Origin of the sequence: Xylanibacter brevis P6B11 (assembly GCF_000621825.1) — a bacterium.
In the GTDB taxonomy this organism is placed as follows: Bacteria; Bacteroidota; Bacteroidia; order Bacteroidales; family Bacteroidaceae; genus Prevotella; species Prevotella brevis.
The window spans coordinates 192,978-209,568 of sequence record NZ_JHXG01000008.1 but is presented as its reverse complement, the minus strand read 5'-3'; the positions used below and the strand labels follow the sequence as shown (position 1 = coordinate 209,568).

The window sequence follows — 16,591 nt, the reverse complement described above, 5'->3', positions numbered from 1 at the left end:
GTTATTCGTTTCCTTCGCTTTCTGATGATTCATTATTCTCTGTAACCTCCCCTTCTTGTTGTTGTACTTCTTCAGATTCTGACTTTGTTTTAAAGTCGCCTGTACCAACAACATTCTCAAAATTGCTGATATACCCTTTACCAAGGTCCGGATTCTTCATATTCATCAGCGAGGGACTATACAATACAAACTCACCCACCAACAAAAGAATCATGATGGCCCATTGGATATAATGCAACACAGTCTCACCCGATAGTGAGTGTACCTGATCAGCCACATTATCCAACAAACCAAACTTTGAACCTTTATAACGATGGGATCGTGTTTTGAAGGTATAGTAAAGTGGGTCTATCAGCACCGACTTTAAATCTTCATGCTTCAAAACGTCGTTCACAAACTTCGCGTCAGTCTGTTGTGCCTTGCGGAAATCTGTGTAATGACACACCACCATATATCCACCCGTCAACAGTAACACTGCAACAGTGAAAAGCTGAGGGAATGATGTATATACAAATCTTAAAGTATAAATAGGTATAAGCACGGTCAAAGCTCCTACGATGCCCCACAAGGCTGCAATCGTTGAGCCATAACCATTAAAATAGGAACGCGTAGCCACTATAATAGCCGTCATACCGCCTACGGGTAATCCTATCGTAACATAAGGATGAGCCATCACATAGTCTTTGTTCGAGAAACCAACAAACAAAACCATGACAACCCATATAAAACAAACAATATAATAAATGGCCATGAACGTCTTCTCGCGTGATTGAGCACCATTCCATTCACGACGCACTTCTGCTATACGAGCCTTAGTATCTTCACGAGCCTTTGCAAAACGGCGATAATGGAACTGTTGTGGATCGATGCTTCCTATTGCCATCAACCAAGCCTCCAGTTCACGCTCATAGCTATACTCTTCCTGGAAGTCGCGAGTAGGATCTTCGTGGAAGAACACCGACAGCCACTGAGACAAGGCTCCATTACGTATCTCGGTGCGCATCTGTGGTACTTGGTTCGCATCCAACTGTTTTCCATCGGACAACAGAGTTCCATTTGGTAGCAGATAGGTTGGAATAACTCCTAACGAACGGCAGAAGCGGTACAGCGCAGTGCGAAGGTCGTAAGCACCTAAACGTTCACGGTTTTCTTCCGAGTTCATGTCAAAACAACGCTTAGCCTCGTTGAGCAGGTCATACCATCCATGAATCTCTGCAAAGAAATAGAATCGTCCATCTTCTGTATTAGAAAAAGCTGACATTTGGTTAGCTAGTTCATCTGCAGATACATGTTCCAATTGTTTCAACTGATTGGCCAGTATATCACCTACAGCTTGTGGCGTCTGAGCCTCACGCAGGTCATAGGCTGCAGTACGATCAGCGCTGTATAGTACCTTATAGGCCAAATCCATTGAGAATTCTTTACCCGCTGTCATTTTCATGACATTGTCACACTTAACCATGTCCTCATGAACATAAAGCCATGAAAGCAATCGACCGTCGCAAAGCGAGTGCCACTCGTCTTCAGTTGGTTCGGCATTGCCAAAGTATTGAACAATATCTTGTATATTAAGTGTTGACCGATGGGTCAGGAATGGAATATCAGGATCAATCTCCAGAACGAGTCGCATCAACGAAATGCGCGGCTCACAATCCTCATTGAAATAAGAGCGCAAGCGGTCCACATGACATTTCGTACGCGACTCCAACCAAATGAACACTGGATCATTTGCATTCTTCAAAATCAAAGAATACTCCTCACGATGAGATAACAGCGACAAAGCCACGCTATGCACATCCTCACATGCAACACCCTTTATATCGCGGTAAGGCTGTGATGAGTCCATGGTAAAAGCCGAAGCATAAAGTCCAGCACGCTGATCAGTGGGATAACGCTGAGTCACTATCTCATTGACTACTGCCGACAACTTGGTATTTCCGCATGCCTCGAGCCATTGCACGATACGCCCATTATAGAGATAGTTTTTACCAAGTTGTTCGTTCTCCAGCAACATTGGCACCAACTCATGTACATTCTCAGCCACCAAGTTGCGGTCAGGATCAACGATAAAGCTCTTATAGCGCAAGAAAGGAGAAGAGATGTCCACTGCTACATCCTCGCCTAGGAACCATCGCTCCACCTCATCGTATCCCCAGCGTGTCATCTTGTTGACAGACGTTAGACCTTGAATCAACTTCTTGACCTGATCAGGTAGCTCGTCCATACGCGGCAGACGTCCTTCATTCTTCTGGCGCATCATCAGTCGCTCATTAGAACTCATAGGGTTCTCACCAAGCCAAGCAGCAAAGAGTGTCATACCCAACGAATAGAAATCGGCAGCAGGAGTAATCTCCACTTCACCGTCTATCACGTCTGTATACATCTCTGGTGCAGCATAAATTGGCGTACGTGCTTGGGTTGTGCGAAACGTATTGCTGCCGTTGGTCTGCAATGAAGAGATACCAAAGTCACCCAACACAAGTTCCTGCTGAGACTCATCACGGAAAAAGAAGTTAGTGGGCTTAATATCTTTGTGCAGTATATTATTCTTATGACAATAGGCCAAAGCACCTGCAGCCTGCAATACGAGACGACGGAAACGATTAAAATTACCCTCTATACGAAGGTCTTTCAGTGTGCCGCCACGCAGATACTCCATCAACTCATAATTTCGGTTTTTACCTTCAACATAGGTCTTACCATAGTCAAAGAGCCGAACAATCATCTCGAAATGAAATGAGCGAATGGTCTGCAGCAATTTCTTATCAACATCAAAATTTGGATAATAGACCTTCAGCACAAACTCTTTGCCGTCTTTCTCAACCAGAAACACCTGAGCCTCACCTGAGTTATCGCTCAAGCACTTCACCTCGCGATAGCCCTCGCCTTTCAACATGAACACATGTCCAGCAAGCGACTCTTCGGATTCCTGAGGTGCAAACGACATGTCCGAGCGTCTCGTACTTTCGTAGTCTGGCTCGTCATTACTCTGAGCTGCCGCCATCATGGATGACGGCGCTTTTAAGGTTCTATCTCCAGCATAGTCGGCATCATTGCTCGCACTTGCTGTATTATCGATCATTCGGGTTGTTTTATCCCACTGATTGTCTGTCATCATTTGTCGTCTTTGATTTCCTGCTTAGAATTGTGTCCCAATACAATCCACTTACCTCCCATCTGAGGCTTTGCGCATCCACAAGGACTTGAGTGCATGGCATTCTTATAATTGCAGCGCCATGCCAAACGTACACCCGAGGGTTTCTGCGCCATAGCGAAATTGCGCACTTTAGCAGGTGATTGCTGGGGAGGAATCGACATTTGGTCAAGCATCTCGGCAATCTGTTCAAGCTTACGACGCTTCATCGCAGTCAGCTCCTCTTTACTCATGCGCTGATTTTTAGGCTCGGGTATAACTGGATTTTGGATACCATCGTCTTGCGCCAGCAAGCGCAATATTCTATCACGCAATTCCTGGCACTCCTTATCACGCAAAGCGTCACGCTCAGTGTTATATGGCAACCTCATTTCCAATTCGCTATATTCACGAGCCAACGACATTAACTCTTTATATTCTGGGATATCTTTTAATTGGGCGACAAGTTGACGAGCCTCTTCCGTAAGTGGCATTCCACACTGTTTGCAAAATGCGAAATCGTTCATCGTATGGCAAGTAGGACATACAATACCGCCTCTTGGCGAACCGCACTCAGGACAATAGCCCTCAAACTCAGAAAGGTGTGCGCCACAGAAGGAACACACATCGGTGCGTATATAGTGATGACACGCCTCACAATAGTCTGCTTCGGGATCAATCTGTGCGCCACAGTTTGGACAGATATCCATGCGCATCAGTGCTCCGCACGAAGCGCAATACATAGCATCGGGCTCGTTTATGGTTCCACATTTTGGACAAGGAACACCCTGAATGGTATTCTGCTGCATTTGCATTTGCATACCACCAGACGTTTCCCAACTCATAGATTGTTCACGCATGGGTCTTTCACCACCTTGCGTCTGATCGTTTGTAATCATGGTTTTTGTATCTTAGCTAAAATCTTCTGCAAAGATACGTAGTATATTTTATATTACCAAAAATAAAGTCCTTAAACTTTCAAAAAAATTCAAAGTTTAAGGACTTTACTTAATTTAAGTTTCTAATTACCACAGTTGCAAACGCTGCTCCTTTGGAATAAACATAGCGTCACCAGGCTTCACGCCAAAGACCTCGTACCATGCATCAATGTGTTTCAAAGCACCATTCACGCGCCATCTACCCAGTGAATGAGGGTCATTCTTTGTACGGTTTCTGATCTCAGCCTCAGTGATATTACCAGCCCATACACCTGCATAAGCTATAAAGAATCGCTGGTCTGGTGTAAGACCATCAATCACAGGAAGTGGATTATTCTTGGTTGCATTCTTAAATGCTGCATAAGCAACCTGCAAACCACCATGATCAGCTAAGTTCTCGCCCAATGTAAACTGGCCATTGGCATTCAGGTCGGGCAGCACCTTGATTGAAGAAAAGAAATTAGCATACTGATTGGCACGCTCCTTAAAGAGATCACCATCTTTCTCGGCCCACCAGTCGTTCATATTACCGTCTTTATCATATTGGCGACCCTGATCGTCAAATCCGTGAGTCATCTCATGACCAATCACCACACCAATGGCGCCATAGTTAAAGGCATCATCAGCTTCAGGATCGAAGAAGCAACCCTGCAAGATACCTGCTGGGAAACAAATCTCATTGGTAGTGGGATTATAATAGGCATTAACTGTCTGCGGGAACATATGCCAGTCATCGCGATCAACTGGTTTACCTGCAGAATGCTCTATCTGGTAGCTATTCCAGAACTTACGGCAAGCCAAGATATTATCGAAATAAGACTTATCAGGATCGATAGTCAGTTGACTCATATCAATCCACTTATCAGGATAACCGACTTTAACATAGAACGTGTTCAGCTTCAGCATTGCGTTCACCTTGGTAGCATCACTCATCCAATCCTGTGCTGCAATACGCTCACCAAGGGCAATCTGCAGATTCTTAATCAGACGAACCATACGCTCTTTAGACGAAGCGGGGAAGTACTTCTCGACATAAATACGACCCAGTGCCTGTCCCATCTGACTCTGCAACTGCTGGGTTGCACGACGCCACAAAGGATGATCTTCCTTTCGACCAGACATCACCTTTCCGAAGAACTCAAAGTTCTCCTGCTGTGTTTTGTCGTCCAGATAGTTTGATGCAGCAAGGATATACCCCCACTCCATATAGTCACGATATTCAGCAGCCTTCATTGTTCCCAACAGGGCATTAACACCGGCAAAGAATTCAGGCTGACCAACCACCAGTTCCTGACAATACTTAGAATCAAGTCCACTGGCATTTACCACTTTTTCTAATTTAAGATTTGGATAATTCTCATTGAACGTTTTTAATGACATTTTATGATAGTTCAACTGAGGATTACGCAAATCCGTCTTTGAACGTGACACCTTGGCTAGTGCAGTCTCAATTCGAATCACGTTGTTCATCTTCTTTCTGGCAGTAGACTTACTAAAGCCAAAAAGTTGGAACATTCTGGTTATATGATTCTTATAAGCCTCTCTAATTTTAACTGTCTCAGCATCATTCTCCAGGTAATAGCTCTTATCACCAAGTGAGATGCCACCCTGTGAAAGCTGCAGAATATTCTGAGCCGCATTCTTTTCGTCAGCGCCTATGTAAGCATTGAAAAATTCTGAATCACCATAAGGTGCCATAGAGAGTTGAACCTGAAAGAGTTGAGCCACGGTTTTTGCCTTCTCGAGTTGTTCAATAAGAGTCATGGCAGGTGTCACACCCTCCTTATTGCGACGCTCAGCATCCATTGCCAACTTGTACAGATCACTTAGCTTCTGCTCGATTGAGCCCTTCTTATAATTACCCTTTAACAACTCATCCAGAATACCATTCACACGTTTGTTATTCTCTTCACCGATCATGTCAAAAGAACCAAATCGTGAATAGGCGGCAGGCAGCGGATTCTTAGTCATCCAACCACCGCATGCATACTGATAGAAATCGTCTACAGGTTTCACACTCTTATCCATATTCCCGGGATCAATACCAGAGCTTAGAGAGCCCTGTGCGCTACATGTCATAGACATTAGCGTCAATGTCATCATAGTAAATAAACTTTTAAATTCCATGTTTTTTAAAAATATAAATAATAACTCTTTATGATTGATTAGCTTGTAATTGTTCTAGTTCTTCAGAGAGTCTTTCCCAGCGCTCCACCTCTTCGTCCAATCCTTTCTTAATATCGGTATATTCCGTAACTAGAGTCATATCGGCGGCGTTCTTGGGATCACACAAAAGAGTATCTAATTCCTTTAGGCGCTGCTCAAACTTACTGATTTTCTTTTCACTATCTTCCACGGCACGTTCGGCTTTCTTTAATTGTTTTTGCAGTTCCTTATGTGCTGCATACGAAACGGACTTTACTGTTGTCGATGGAATCTCGGTGGTCTTCGCTGTTTCCTTAGTTTTCTTTCCTTTTTCAAAATAAGCGTCTATTGTGTCGCCCTTTGCCTCAGTCTGAAGATCCTTTGATCGCAAGAAATCATAAATACCGCCCAAGTGTTCACGCACCTTACCACCGCCAAACTCATAGACCTTATCCACTAAGCCATCTAGGAACTCTCTATCGTGACTAACCACAATAGCCGTACCATCAAATGCCTTGATTGCTTCTTTCAAAACATCTTTTGAGGCCATATCCAAGTGATTGGTAGGCTCATCAAGAATAAGCAGATTGACAGGTTCAAGTAAGAGGCGAATCATAGCTAGACGACTACGCTCACCACCACTCAACACCTTTACGCGCTTATCACCAGCCTCACCACCAAACATGAAGGCGCCCAGTATATCGTTAATCTTGAGACGAACTTCACCCTTAGCCACATAATCAATGGTCTGGAACACCGTCAACGATTCATCCAGTAACTGTGCTTGGTTCTGAGCAAAATAACCGATTTGCACATTATGCCCCACCTTCAAGTTTCCTTCAAAGGGAATCTCGCCCATGATACATTTCACAAGCGTTGATTTACCCTCTCCGTTCTTACCTACAAAAGCCACCTTTTCCCCACGTTTTATTGTGAGATTAACATGGTCAAAGACCACGTGGTCATATGCTTTTTTTACGTCCTCACAAATGACGGGATAGTCACCACTGCGTAGGCAGGGGGGGAACTTCAAGTGTAAGGCCGAATTATCGACCTCATCTATCTCAATAGGGACTATTTTTTCTAGCTGTTTCACCTTCTGCTGCACCTGTACAGCTTTAGTTGCCTGGTAACGGAAACGCTCAATGAAGGCTTTCATTTCACTGATTTCCTTCTGTTGGTTTTCGTAGGCACGCATCTGCTGTTCACGACGTTCCTTGCGCAGCGTGACGTACTCGTTATACTTTACACGATAATCTACTACTTTACCACAAGAAATCTCTAGCGTACGGTTCGTGACATTATTAATAAAGGCACGGTCGTGACTAACCAGCACAACTGCACTCGACGACTGAGTGAGGAATTGTTCCAGCCACTGGATAGAATTAATATCCAGATGGTTAGTTGGCTCATCAAGCAACAACACATCAGGACGTCGAAGCAGTATCTTGGCCAATTCTATACGCATTCGCCAACCACCCGAGAACTCACGCGTAGGACGATCTAAATCCGAACGCTCAAAGCCAAGTCCCATCAGCGTTCGTTCTATCTCAGCCTCGTATCCCTCGGCCCCCAACATTTGATAGCGCTCATGTTCACTGGAAAATTTCTCAACGAGCGCCATGTATTCTTCGCTCTCATAATCAGTGCGTTCGTTGAGTTGTTTTTCCATACGTTCTATACGAGCTGCTATTTTCTGAATGTCGGCAAAGGCTTTCTGAGCCTCTTCCCTAACAGTCGTATTATCCTGAAGCACCATGACCTGAGGCAGATATCCAATGGTAGTATCTGTAGGTACACTAACCTGTCCTGCCGTGGGATGTTCCAGCCCACACAGCATTTTCAACATGGTCGATTTACCTGCACCATTCTTACCCACCAAGGCAATGCGGTCGCGATCGTTGACCACAAAACTTACATCTGAAAACAATGGCTTGACGCCAAATTCTACTTTTAAATTCTCAACAGAAATCATTTTATTCCACTATTTCCCAGTGCAACACAGCCCCATTCTTGCGAGCTGGATCTGCACCTTTATAATCCATACTATAAGGACTACCTGTAGTAGGACTCTTGCCTATATACTGATGATTGCGCACAGAAAACAGCATAAAGTCGCCATTCAGGTAATCTTGCCAAAGGAACACTTCTGCATCATCTGCATGATGCGTGAAGCGCACATCACCAGGTAGGCCCTCGCCATAGACCTTGATATATCGGCCATCCACGCACTGCAACAACACCTGACCTTGCCCCTTATCAACAAGGCGAAAGCGCGTGTTTAGACTCTTGTCGCTCATACGGGTATCATAGAGAACGCCGTGAGGTGTGCAAATGGCAGGAAGCCCCGTAGACTTGTTGATAATACGAAACGTCTTACCAAAAGGAATATTCTCACTACGGTCAGCACAAGGCTCCTCTACAATAAAGTTATCAAACTCTGCATAGCCACCATTCTTCTCATCTTTATTGAAAGCAAAGAGGGCATGACGTGATCCCTGAAAAGAGATGAGCTGATAGCTGAGGGGCATCACACGACCAAGGGTCTGGAAATGAAGTCCATCCACACTATAAGCATACTGTGCCCTATCATCGTCATACTCACCATTGCAACGCAACCATATTTTTTCCTGAGGCAACGAAACAACTTTATCTACAGTATCGTTGGTCAACTGCTCAAAACAGCGCAGAATCATTTTTCCATTTTCTTTCACCACGCCAATCCACGAACAAGGCACATTGATATTTCCAAGACCACAAACATCTCCTTCCTTCAGTCCCTTTACAAACAGTTCTACGGTAGTCACGGACTTAGGCCCAATGACGCGCTGTGTCAGCGTATTGCGCGCCCACATCAGTTGTTCTGCGGGCATCGACTGTAAGCGCAGACGGCCGTTCTTCAACTGCCATTTACTATCGTCTGGATTGTGGTTCCACTGCCACACACGTCCTAATGTCTTGCCATTAAAATTCTCGTTTCTATCATAGGGAGCGCAAACCTTCGTGGACACCTCGGAACGAGTACCAGGCTTGAACCACGTGCGAGGTGCACGTCCTAAATTACCCTCCAAGCCTACCATTGGCCACCCATCCTTCCATGTCATAGGCATCAGGCAAACGGTGCGACCTATCGAGTGAAAGTCTTGCATAAACAGTGCCCACCACGAGCCATCTGCAGCCTGTACGATGCCACCCTGATGAGCATTGGAACAGGCAGTAGCATTTTGATCCACAGGTCCCAACTTAAACTTTGTACCATCATGACCTATACGATATTTCTCACCACCTGGTACTTGCGTGAGCGAGGCAGCATGATAACCATAGGTCTCATCGGCCGTAATGACACGTGTCTCATAGGGGCCCCATATACTCTTTGAACGCGAGCAAAGGGTGCGTCCATTGGGTTTGTAGTCGGTAGAGATGAGATAATACATTCCATCAATCTTGTACATATGATGCCCTTCACCCACGCCATTACCTTCAGGAATAATAACGCGCTCGGTTCCCTCTACAGGCCCACTCATATCGGGTTTCAATTCTGTACATTTCACCATTCCATATCCATGGATAGCATAAACCTTTCCATCATCATCGAACAGTACACCAAGGTCGTAGATATTGCCTTTCATATTATGATGCGTCCATGGGCCACGTATATCCTTAGCCGTGTAGCATTGCAAGCCCTTGCCATTAACGTTTGAGAAAACGTAAAACTGACCATTGGCATAGCGGATACAAGGAGCCCAAATACCCTGACCATAAATCTCTTTATGGTTTTTTAATGAGAATGCATCATCGTCAAAATCAAAGCGATCGAAACAGTACGATATATTTTCCCAGTTCACCAAATCCTTTGAGTGCAGGATGACAAGTCCAGGCACTGCGTGCATTGTTGTACCGGCTAAATAGTAATCATCACCAACACGCAAAATATCTGGGTCGCTGAACTCATCGTAGAACAGCGGATTTGTAAATGTTCCATTCCCATTATCAGCCGTCCACGACTGGGCATGAACAGACATCGTCATCACAGCCCCTAGCAAGAGGCAAATAGTAGTTTTCTTCATTGTCTTAGTCGATTAATTATTTGTAAATAGTAACTGAGCCGCCATCACTGTCGGCATAACGTTTAAGTAGTTCTTGTATATAGCGGGCATTATCAGCCACGCGCTGTTCGTTGCCATCGTAGCCATTGATAAGCACCAGCAGATGAGTAGTTTCAATGGTCATCTTCGTTCGTTCATGGTCACTGGTTGGTGTGCCGAATCCCCCTACCTCATCGCGATAGACAGGCAGACCAGCAATATTCAAAACTCCACGACCAATACCTTCATAGGGTTCACCATCACGCCCTACCCCCAGCGTTATCGTCTGACCAACCAGTTTGTCAGCATCGAAGCCGCCAATGCTATAGCCAAACTTTATGCTGGCCAAGTTTACCAAGTCAACCAAGGTATCAATTTGATAAAGGTCTTTACCTTGCAGCAGACGGCGCATCAGCTGTTCACTAGCAGGACGATAGCGGGAGGGATCTTTTCCGCAGGCCTTATAGACTCGTCGGGTAGCAGCAATTCCAGGCAATTCTTTCAAAAGTTCATTTGACAGAGTCTGAGTTACCTCAGCCTGCAAGACTTTTATTTCATCCCACAGGGCTTCACAATATGCTGTATTCTTCACCTGTGCCTCAACTGCTGCTCCTACGAACTCTGGGCATACAGATGCTATCTCTTTGGATACAATGATCTTCATTTTAGCAATTCAAGGAACTCATCCTCGTTTAATATCTTGATACCAAGTTTCTGCGCCTTTTCCAACTTCGATGGGCCCATATTCTCACCTGCCAGAATGAACGAGGTCTTTCCGCTGATGCTGCCTACGTTCTTTCCGCCATTCTGCTCAATGATGAGTTTATACTCGTCGCGCGAATGATGAGCAAACACGCCACTTATCACCACGCTCTGCCCTGCGAGTTTATCGCTGGTTTGAGCCGTTTGGCTAGCTTGCAATTCCATCTGTAACCCATACGAACGCAGGCGGCTGACAATCTCCAGATTCTTTTCATCATGGAAGAAACCGATGATGCTCTTTGCCATCACCTCGCCGATACCTTCCACTTCTTGAAGTTCGTCTAAACCAGCAGCCATCAGTGCATCCATTGACTTGAAATGACGGGCTAACAGACGAGCAGAAGTCTCGCCAACAAAACGAATGCCCAGCGCAAAGACGACACGTTCGAAGGGCACCTCCTTAGATTTCAAGATTCCATTCACGATGCGCTGTGCTGACTTCGTTCTACTGCCATCGCCATTGATTTGTTGCACATCTATCAAATAGAGATCAGCCACGTTTTTCACCAATCCTCGACGATAGTATTCATCAATGGTCTCAGGACCTAAAGAATCTATGTTCATGGCTTTACGTGCTATGAAGTGCTCAATACGACCTTTAATCTGCGGCGGGCAACCAGTATCATTCGGGCAATACCATGCTGCCTCTCCCTCATAGCGCACTAGCGGTGTGCCACATTCAGGACAGCGTTTAACAAACTGAACTGGCATGGCGATGATTGGGCGCTGTTCTACATCGACTCCCACAATCTTGGGGATTATTTCGCCACCCTTCTCTACATAGACAGCATCGCCAATATGAAGGTCAAAGCTCTTGATAAAATCCTCATTATTCAGCGTTGCTCGTTTCACTGTTGTACCTGCCAGTTGCACAGGCTCCATATTAGCAACAGGCGTCACAGCACCAGTACGTCCCACCTGATAGGTTACTTCCAGCAAACGAGTACAAGCTCGTTCTGCCTTGAACTTATATGCGATGGCCCATCGAGGGCTCTTGGCTGTATAGCCCAACGAACGCTGTTGACGCAGAGAGTTCACCTTCAGCACAATGCCATCGGTAGCCACAGGCAGATTCTTGCGCTCAGTGTCCCAATAGTTAATGAAGTCTAGAATTTCTTCTACCGTCTTCACCTTACGCATACCCTCTGATATCTTAAATCCCCAGGAACGAGCCGTCTGTAGATTTTCGAAATGTCCTTCATCTGGCAAATTTTCGCCCAGGAGATAGTAAAGATATGCATCTAAGCCACGCTTAGCCACCACCCTCGAATCTAGGCTCTTCAGTGTTCCACTTGCAGCATTACGTGGATTTGCGAACAAAGGTTCCTCAGCAGCTTCACGTTCGCGATTCAATCGTTCAAATGAAGACCATGGCATTAGAATCTCGCCACGAATTTCAAACTCACGGGGATAGCCACTGCCAGGCAATATCAGCGGAATACAGGAAATCGTTCTCACGTTTTGCGTCACATCGTCGCCCTGCACACCATCACCACGCGTGACAGCTTGCGTCAGTCGCCCATCTACATAAGTCAACGAGATGCTCAATCCGTCGTACTTCATTTCGCAGCAAACCTCAAAATCCTCGCCTCCAAGTCCCTTGCGAACACTCTCATACCACTCACGAACATCTTGTTCACTATAGGTATTTGCCAGCGATAACATAGGATATTTGTGCGCCACCTGATGGAATTCTGACTGCAGGTCGCTGCCAACACGCTGAGTGGGCGAATTAGCATCGAAGAGTTCTGGGTGTTTAGCCTCCAACTCCTGCAACTCGTGCATCATGAAATCAAATTCCTGATCACTGATTTCCGGCTGGTTCAGTACATAATATTTATAATTGTGTTCATGCAACTGCTGCCGCAATTCCATGATACGCTGTGTATCGTCCATTGCTTTCCCGTTTAGTATTTGGTTGCAAAGGTACTAAAAAAGGAGAGCAGAACAAAATAAAATCATCTATTTTTGGCAGTTGCAACTACAAAAACAGTTACTTTAAGACCACAGAACAGCCACTATTAGATTATAAAACAAGTACTTTAAGATGGCAAAACAGCAGAACCTCTTCAGAATGAAGACATATTTGCACATTCTAATTTGCATGATTCGAAAATATATATTACCTTTGCATTAAAATATGAGCAAAACAGGACTTGTACTGGAAGGTGGAGCCATGAGAGGACTCTTCACTGCAGGCATCATCGATGTGATGATGCGCCACGAAGTATGGCCCGATGGTTTGATTGGCGTATCAGCAGGTGCTGCATTCGGTTGCAACATGAAGTCGCGACAGATAGGACGCGCCATCCGCTACAACATGCGCTTTGCCAAGGACAAGCGTTACAGCGGCATTGGCTCATGGCTAAAGACTGGCAACTACTTCAACGCTGAGTTTGACTACCACACGGTGCCCACTCGCTATGACATCTTCGACGACAAGTCTTTCAACGAGAACCCCATGGAATTCTATGCTGTATGCACAGACGTAGAATCAGGATTTCCCGTTTACAAGCGTCTAGACGAGGTAACTGATAATACTTACGACTGGATACGGGCATCAGCATCTATGCCACTAGCATCAAAGGTTGTTGAATTAGAAGGTATTAAACTATTGGATGGTGGTGTGAGCGATTCCATACCATTGGAATATTTTGAAAAGTTGGGCTACCGACGCAACGTTGTAGTGCTAACCCAACCCGATGGGTTCGTAAAGCAACCTAACTCACTGATGCCCATCATGCGCATTGCACTTAGAAAATATCCGAACATGATTAAAGCTATGGAGCTGCGCCACGAAATGTACAATGGGCAATTGGCCTACGTTCGTCAGGCTGAGGCAGCAGGCAGATGCTTGGTGATTCGTCCGGAAGTCAAGATTCCCATCGGTCACATATCACACGACCCACATGAAATGAAAGAGGTTTATGATATGGGCACACGCACTGGAGAACAATATATTGAAAGAATAAAGGCATTTTATCAAAAGGAATAAACATGAGAATAGATATCATCTCCGTACTACCAGAGATGCTAGAAGGTTTTGTCCACGAGTCAATTTTGGCACGTGCAGAGAAGAAAGGACTAGCAGAGATCAAGCTACACAATCTTAGAGATTACACATTAGACAAGTGGCGCCGTGTTGACGACTATCCCTATGGTGGCAGTGCAGGCATGGTGATGCAGTGTGAACCTATAGACCGATGTATCACTGCACTGAAAGCCGAGCGCGACTACGACGAGGTTATCTTCACCTCACCCGACGGTGAACGTTTTGACCAGCATATGGCCAACGAGCTGTCATTGAAAGGAAACTTGATTATCCTTGCCGGTCATTACAAAGGTATCGATCAGCGTGTACGCGACCATCTGATAACAAAGGAAATATCTATTGGTGATTTTGTGTTGACAGGAGGCGAACTAGTGGCTGCGATGATTGCCGATGCTATTGTACGCGTAGTACCTGGTGTGATTGGTGATGAGCAGAGCGCCCTATCCGACTGTTTTCAGGATGACCTGTTAGCAGCCCCTATCTATACACGTCCTGCCGATTATAAAGGTTGGAAAGTGCCCGAAATACTGCTGAGCGGTAATGAAGCAAAAATAAGAAACTGGGAATTGGAACAGGCTATGGAACGCACCCGTCGTTTACGCCCTGACCTACTTGAGGAGAAATAATAGTTACCTCCCCCATAAGTTCAAACGTACTAAGAATAATAGAGTCTATATAAAAAAAAGCGTATCCTCAGGATTTCTTGAGGATACGCTTTTTATCAATTAGAAATTATATGAGAATCCTAGTGAAGAATACTCTTTGAACTGCCAGTAGCCTAACTTCTCATCGCGCTCACGATTGTCATCGAAGCGTGGGAAGAGGAATAGGTTGGCTGAAATGTATTTAGACACACGCAATGCAAAGGTATTTTCCCATTCAAGTTCCTCGCGGTGGAAACTAGAGAAGCTATACAGACGTGTCTTCCATGTCACCACATCATTGATTCGCCATTCTATAGATGCAGTGAGCTGCGAACCGAAGTCAGTCAACGAATGTGTATGACGGTCTAGCTTCACACCGAAATTGCCAGCCAGGTCAGCACGATCCACATAACGGTAGTTGATGGCAAGTGGCGACATATTGACAGTGCCAGTAATACGTCCTTTCAACCAATTTACCTTGTAATCCAAACCAAGACCGACACTGAGGTTGAACGGCGACATAAAGTCTGAGTAGGTTTTCTTATCATTGGCACGATAACCCTGAGTAAACTGAGTATATGCCAGCAACTGCATGGTATAGTACCAACGTTTAGCAGCTTGAAGACCCACCTTTCCTGTATAACGAATCAGGTCCTCGTGAGCTTTGAACTTATGCAAGCTATCGCTTCGTGAAGTCTGCATACCAAGTTTGAGTTCCAATTTGTTCTCCCACTTGAATTTCTGCTTATTATCATAGTTAGCCTCCAACGTCAGACTACCCACAGCCGAATAGTTACTTTCACCACCCTTATACCAGTTGCCGCTGACATAGTTCTGCATAAACTGAAGATAGCTATCTCCACGGAATTTCCAGAAATTAGGTTTGCTCACATCCACCTGTACAGTTTCAACCTCAGGAGCAGATGGCATGGGCTCAGCCTGTTCTACAACAGTGGCTGTCTGAACAATCTCCTTATCAATAATGTCTTGTCGTAGAGTTCCTGCATGTTGCTGTTCGGTCTCAGTGATTCTCACCAGATCAGGACGTTTTAAATAGACATTCATCAGCGCTTGATTGATGGCTTGACTCACCTCATCAGAGTCTTTAGAAGCAATAGAGAGCTGACTGCCAGAAACGCCATGAAAGAATGTTAGAGGAGTGAAAAGCCTGTAGTACTTGCCATTGGGTTTAGCGGCATGGACATTCAGCGAACAAAGCGCCAATGCAATTATCAAGAGATTTTTCATAGGTTGCTGAGATAATTTTTATAATGTTTCTTAATCTGGCGAATGGCATAATCGCGAATCTGTCTGACGCGTTCACGCTTAATATTCATATCTTCCGCAATCTCGGCCATGGTGAGGTGATCCTGTGTGATACCGAAATAGGCATCCACCACCATCCGCGAGCGATCGTCTAGTTTGTCGAGTGCATACTCCACAGCATCCGCCGTGTTAGCATTATACACGCGTTCATCAGCAAGAGGCGAGTTAGGATTCACAAGTACAGACAGCAGACTAACATTAGCCTTAGAGCCAAGAGGAGCATCTACCGAACGGCGCATGCCTTTACCATTACTCTCAACTTTTGTCAGTTCTTCTTCGTGCTTCAAGGATTTTTCTATCTGCTGACGAATAAAGACTACTGCATAATTGACAAAGGGCACACCCCTTTCTGGGTCAAACTTCTGGGCGGCTTTGATCAACCCGATGTTTCCTTCACTGATAAGATCATCAATATCAAGACCACGACCTTGATACTGACGAGCTGTGGTGACTACAAATCCCTGGTTTTGTTCAACCAACTTATTGATATCATTCGTCTTTCCCAT

11 protein-coding genes are annotated in these 16,591 nt (G+C 45.2%); 2 read left to right on the top strand and 9 right to left on the bottom strand.

The window, feature by feature from the left end:
* Window position 1: 1 nt before the first annotated feature.
* The 7 genes from T496_RS0105020 to ligA form a co-directional block, all read right to left on the bottom strand.
* Complete coding sequence (locus tag T496_RS0105020) at window positions 2-3,118, bottom strand: serine/threonine protein kinase (RefSeq protein ID WP_081783554.1); 3,117 nt, start codon at window positions 3,116-3,118, stop codon at window positions 2-4.
* Window positions 3,115-4,032, bottom strand: a complete 918-nt coding sequence (locus T496_RS0105015) for a double zinc ribbon domain-containing protein (RefSeq protein ID WP_027449776.1) — start codon at window positions 4,030-4,032, stop codon at window positions 3,115-3,117. The genes T496_RS0105020 and T496_RS0105015 overlap by 4 nt, the downstream gene beginning before the upstream one ends.
* Window positions 4,033-4,158: 126 nt before the next feature.
* Complete coding sequence (locus tag T496_RS0105010) at window positions 4,159-6,198, bottom strand: M13 family metallopeptidase (RefSeq protein WP_027449775.1); 2,040 nt, start codon at window positions 6,196-6,198, stop codon at window positions 4,159-4,161.
* A gap of 28 nt (window positions 6,199-6,226) precedes the next feature.
* Window positions 6,227-8,191, bottom strand: a complete 1,965-nt coding sequence (abc-f, locus tag T496_RS0105005; RefSeq protein ID WP_027449774.1) for a ribosomal protection-like ABC-F family protein — start codon at window positions 8,189-8,191, stop codon at window positions 6,227-6,229.
* Between the two features lies 1 nt (window position 8,192).
* The gene (locus T496_RS0105000) at window positions 8,193-10,283 is read right to left on the bottom strand and encodes a glycoside hydrolase family 43 protein (RefSeq protein ID WP_027449773.1); all 2,091 of its coding nucleotides are present in this window, start codon (window positions 10,281-10,283) and stop codon (window positions 8,193-8,195) included.
* Window positions 10,284-10,299: 16 nt separating this feature from the next.
* Window positions 10,300-10,965, bottom strand: a complete 666-nt coding sequence (locus tag T496_RS0104995; protein WP_027449772.1) for a B3/B4 domain-containing protein — start codon at window positions 10,963-10,965, stop codon at window positions 10,300-10,302.
* Complete coding sequence (gene ligA, locus T496_RS13505; RefSeq protein WP_044110656.1) at window positions 10,962-12,959, bottom strand: NAD-dependent DNA ligase LigA; 1,998 nt, start codon at window positions 12,957-12,959, stop codon at window positions 10,962-10,964. The genes T496_RS0104995 and ligA overlap by 4 nt, the downstream gene beginning before the upstream one ends.
* A 244-nt stretch (window positions 12,960-13,203) precedes the next feature.
* Between ligA and T496_RS0104980 the strand changes: the two genes are divergently transcribed.
* Together T496_RS0104980 and trmD are read left to right on the top strand one after the other, a co-directional pair.
* A complete protein-coding gene (locus tag T496_RS0104980; protein WP_027449771.1) occupies window positions 13,204-14,058 on the top strand; it encodes a patatin-like phospholipase family protein in 855 nt (284 codons plus the stop codon).
* 2 nt (window positions 14,059-14,060) lie between these two features.
* Window positions 14,061-14,741 carry a tRNA (guanosine(37)-N1)-methyltransferase TrmD gene (gene trmD / locus T496_RS0104975; RefSeq protein WP_027449770.1) on the top strand — a complete coding sequence of 227 codons (681 nt, stop codon included), beginning with the start codon at window positions 14,061-14,063 and terminating at the stop codon, window positions 14,739-14,741.
* A gap of 99 nt (window positions 14,742-14,840) precedes the next feature.
* Here the strand turns inward: trmD and T496_RS0104970 are convergent, their stop codons facing one another.
* On the bottom strand, window positions 14,841-16,007 hold the full coding sequence (locus T496_RS0104970; protein WP_027449769.1) for a DUF3078 domain-containing protein: 1,167 nt from the start codon (window positions 16,005-16,007) through the stop codon (window positions 14,841-14,843).
* The gene (locus tag T496_RS13500; RefSeq protein WP_052342083.1) at window positions 16,004-16,591 is read right to left on the bottom strand and encodes a sigma-70 family RNA polymerase sigma factor; all 588 of its coding nucleotides are present in this window, start codon (window positions 16,589-16,591) and stop codon (window positions 16,004-16,006) included. The genes T496_RS0104970 and T496_RS13500 overlap by 4 nt, the downstream gene beginning before the upstream one ends.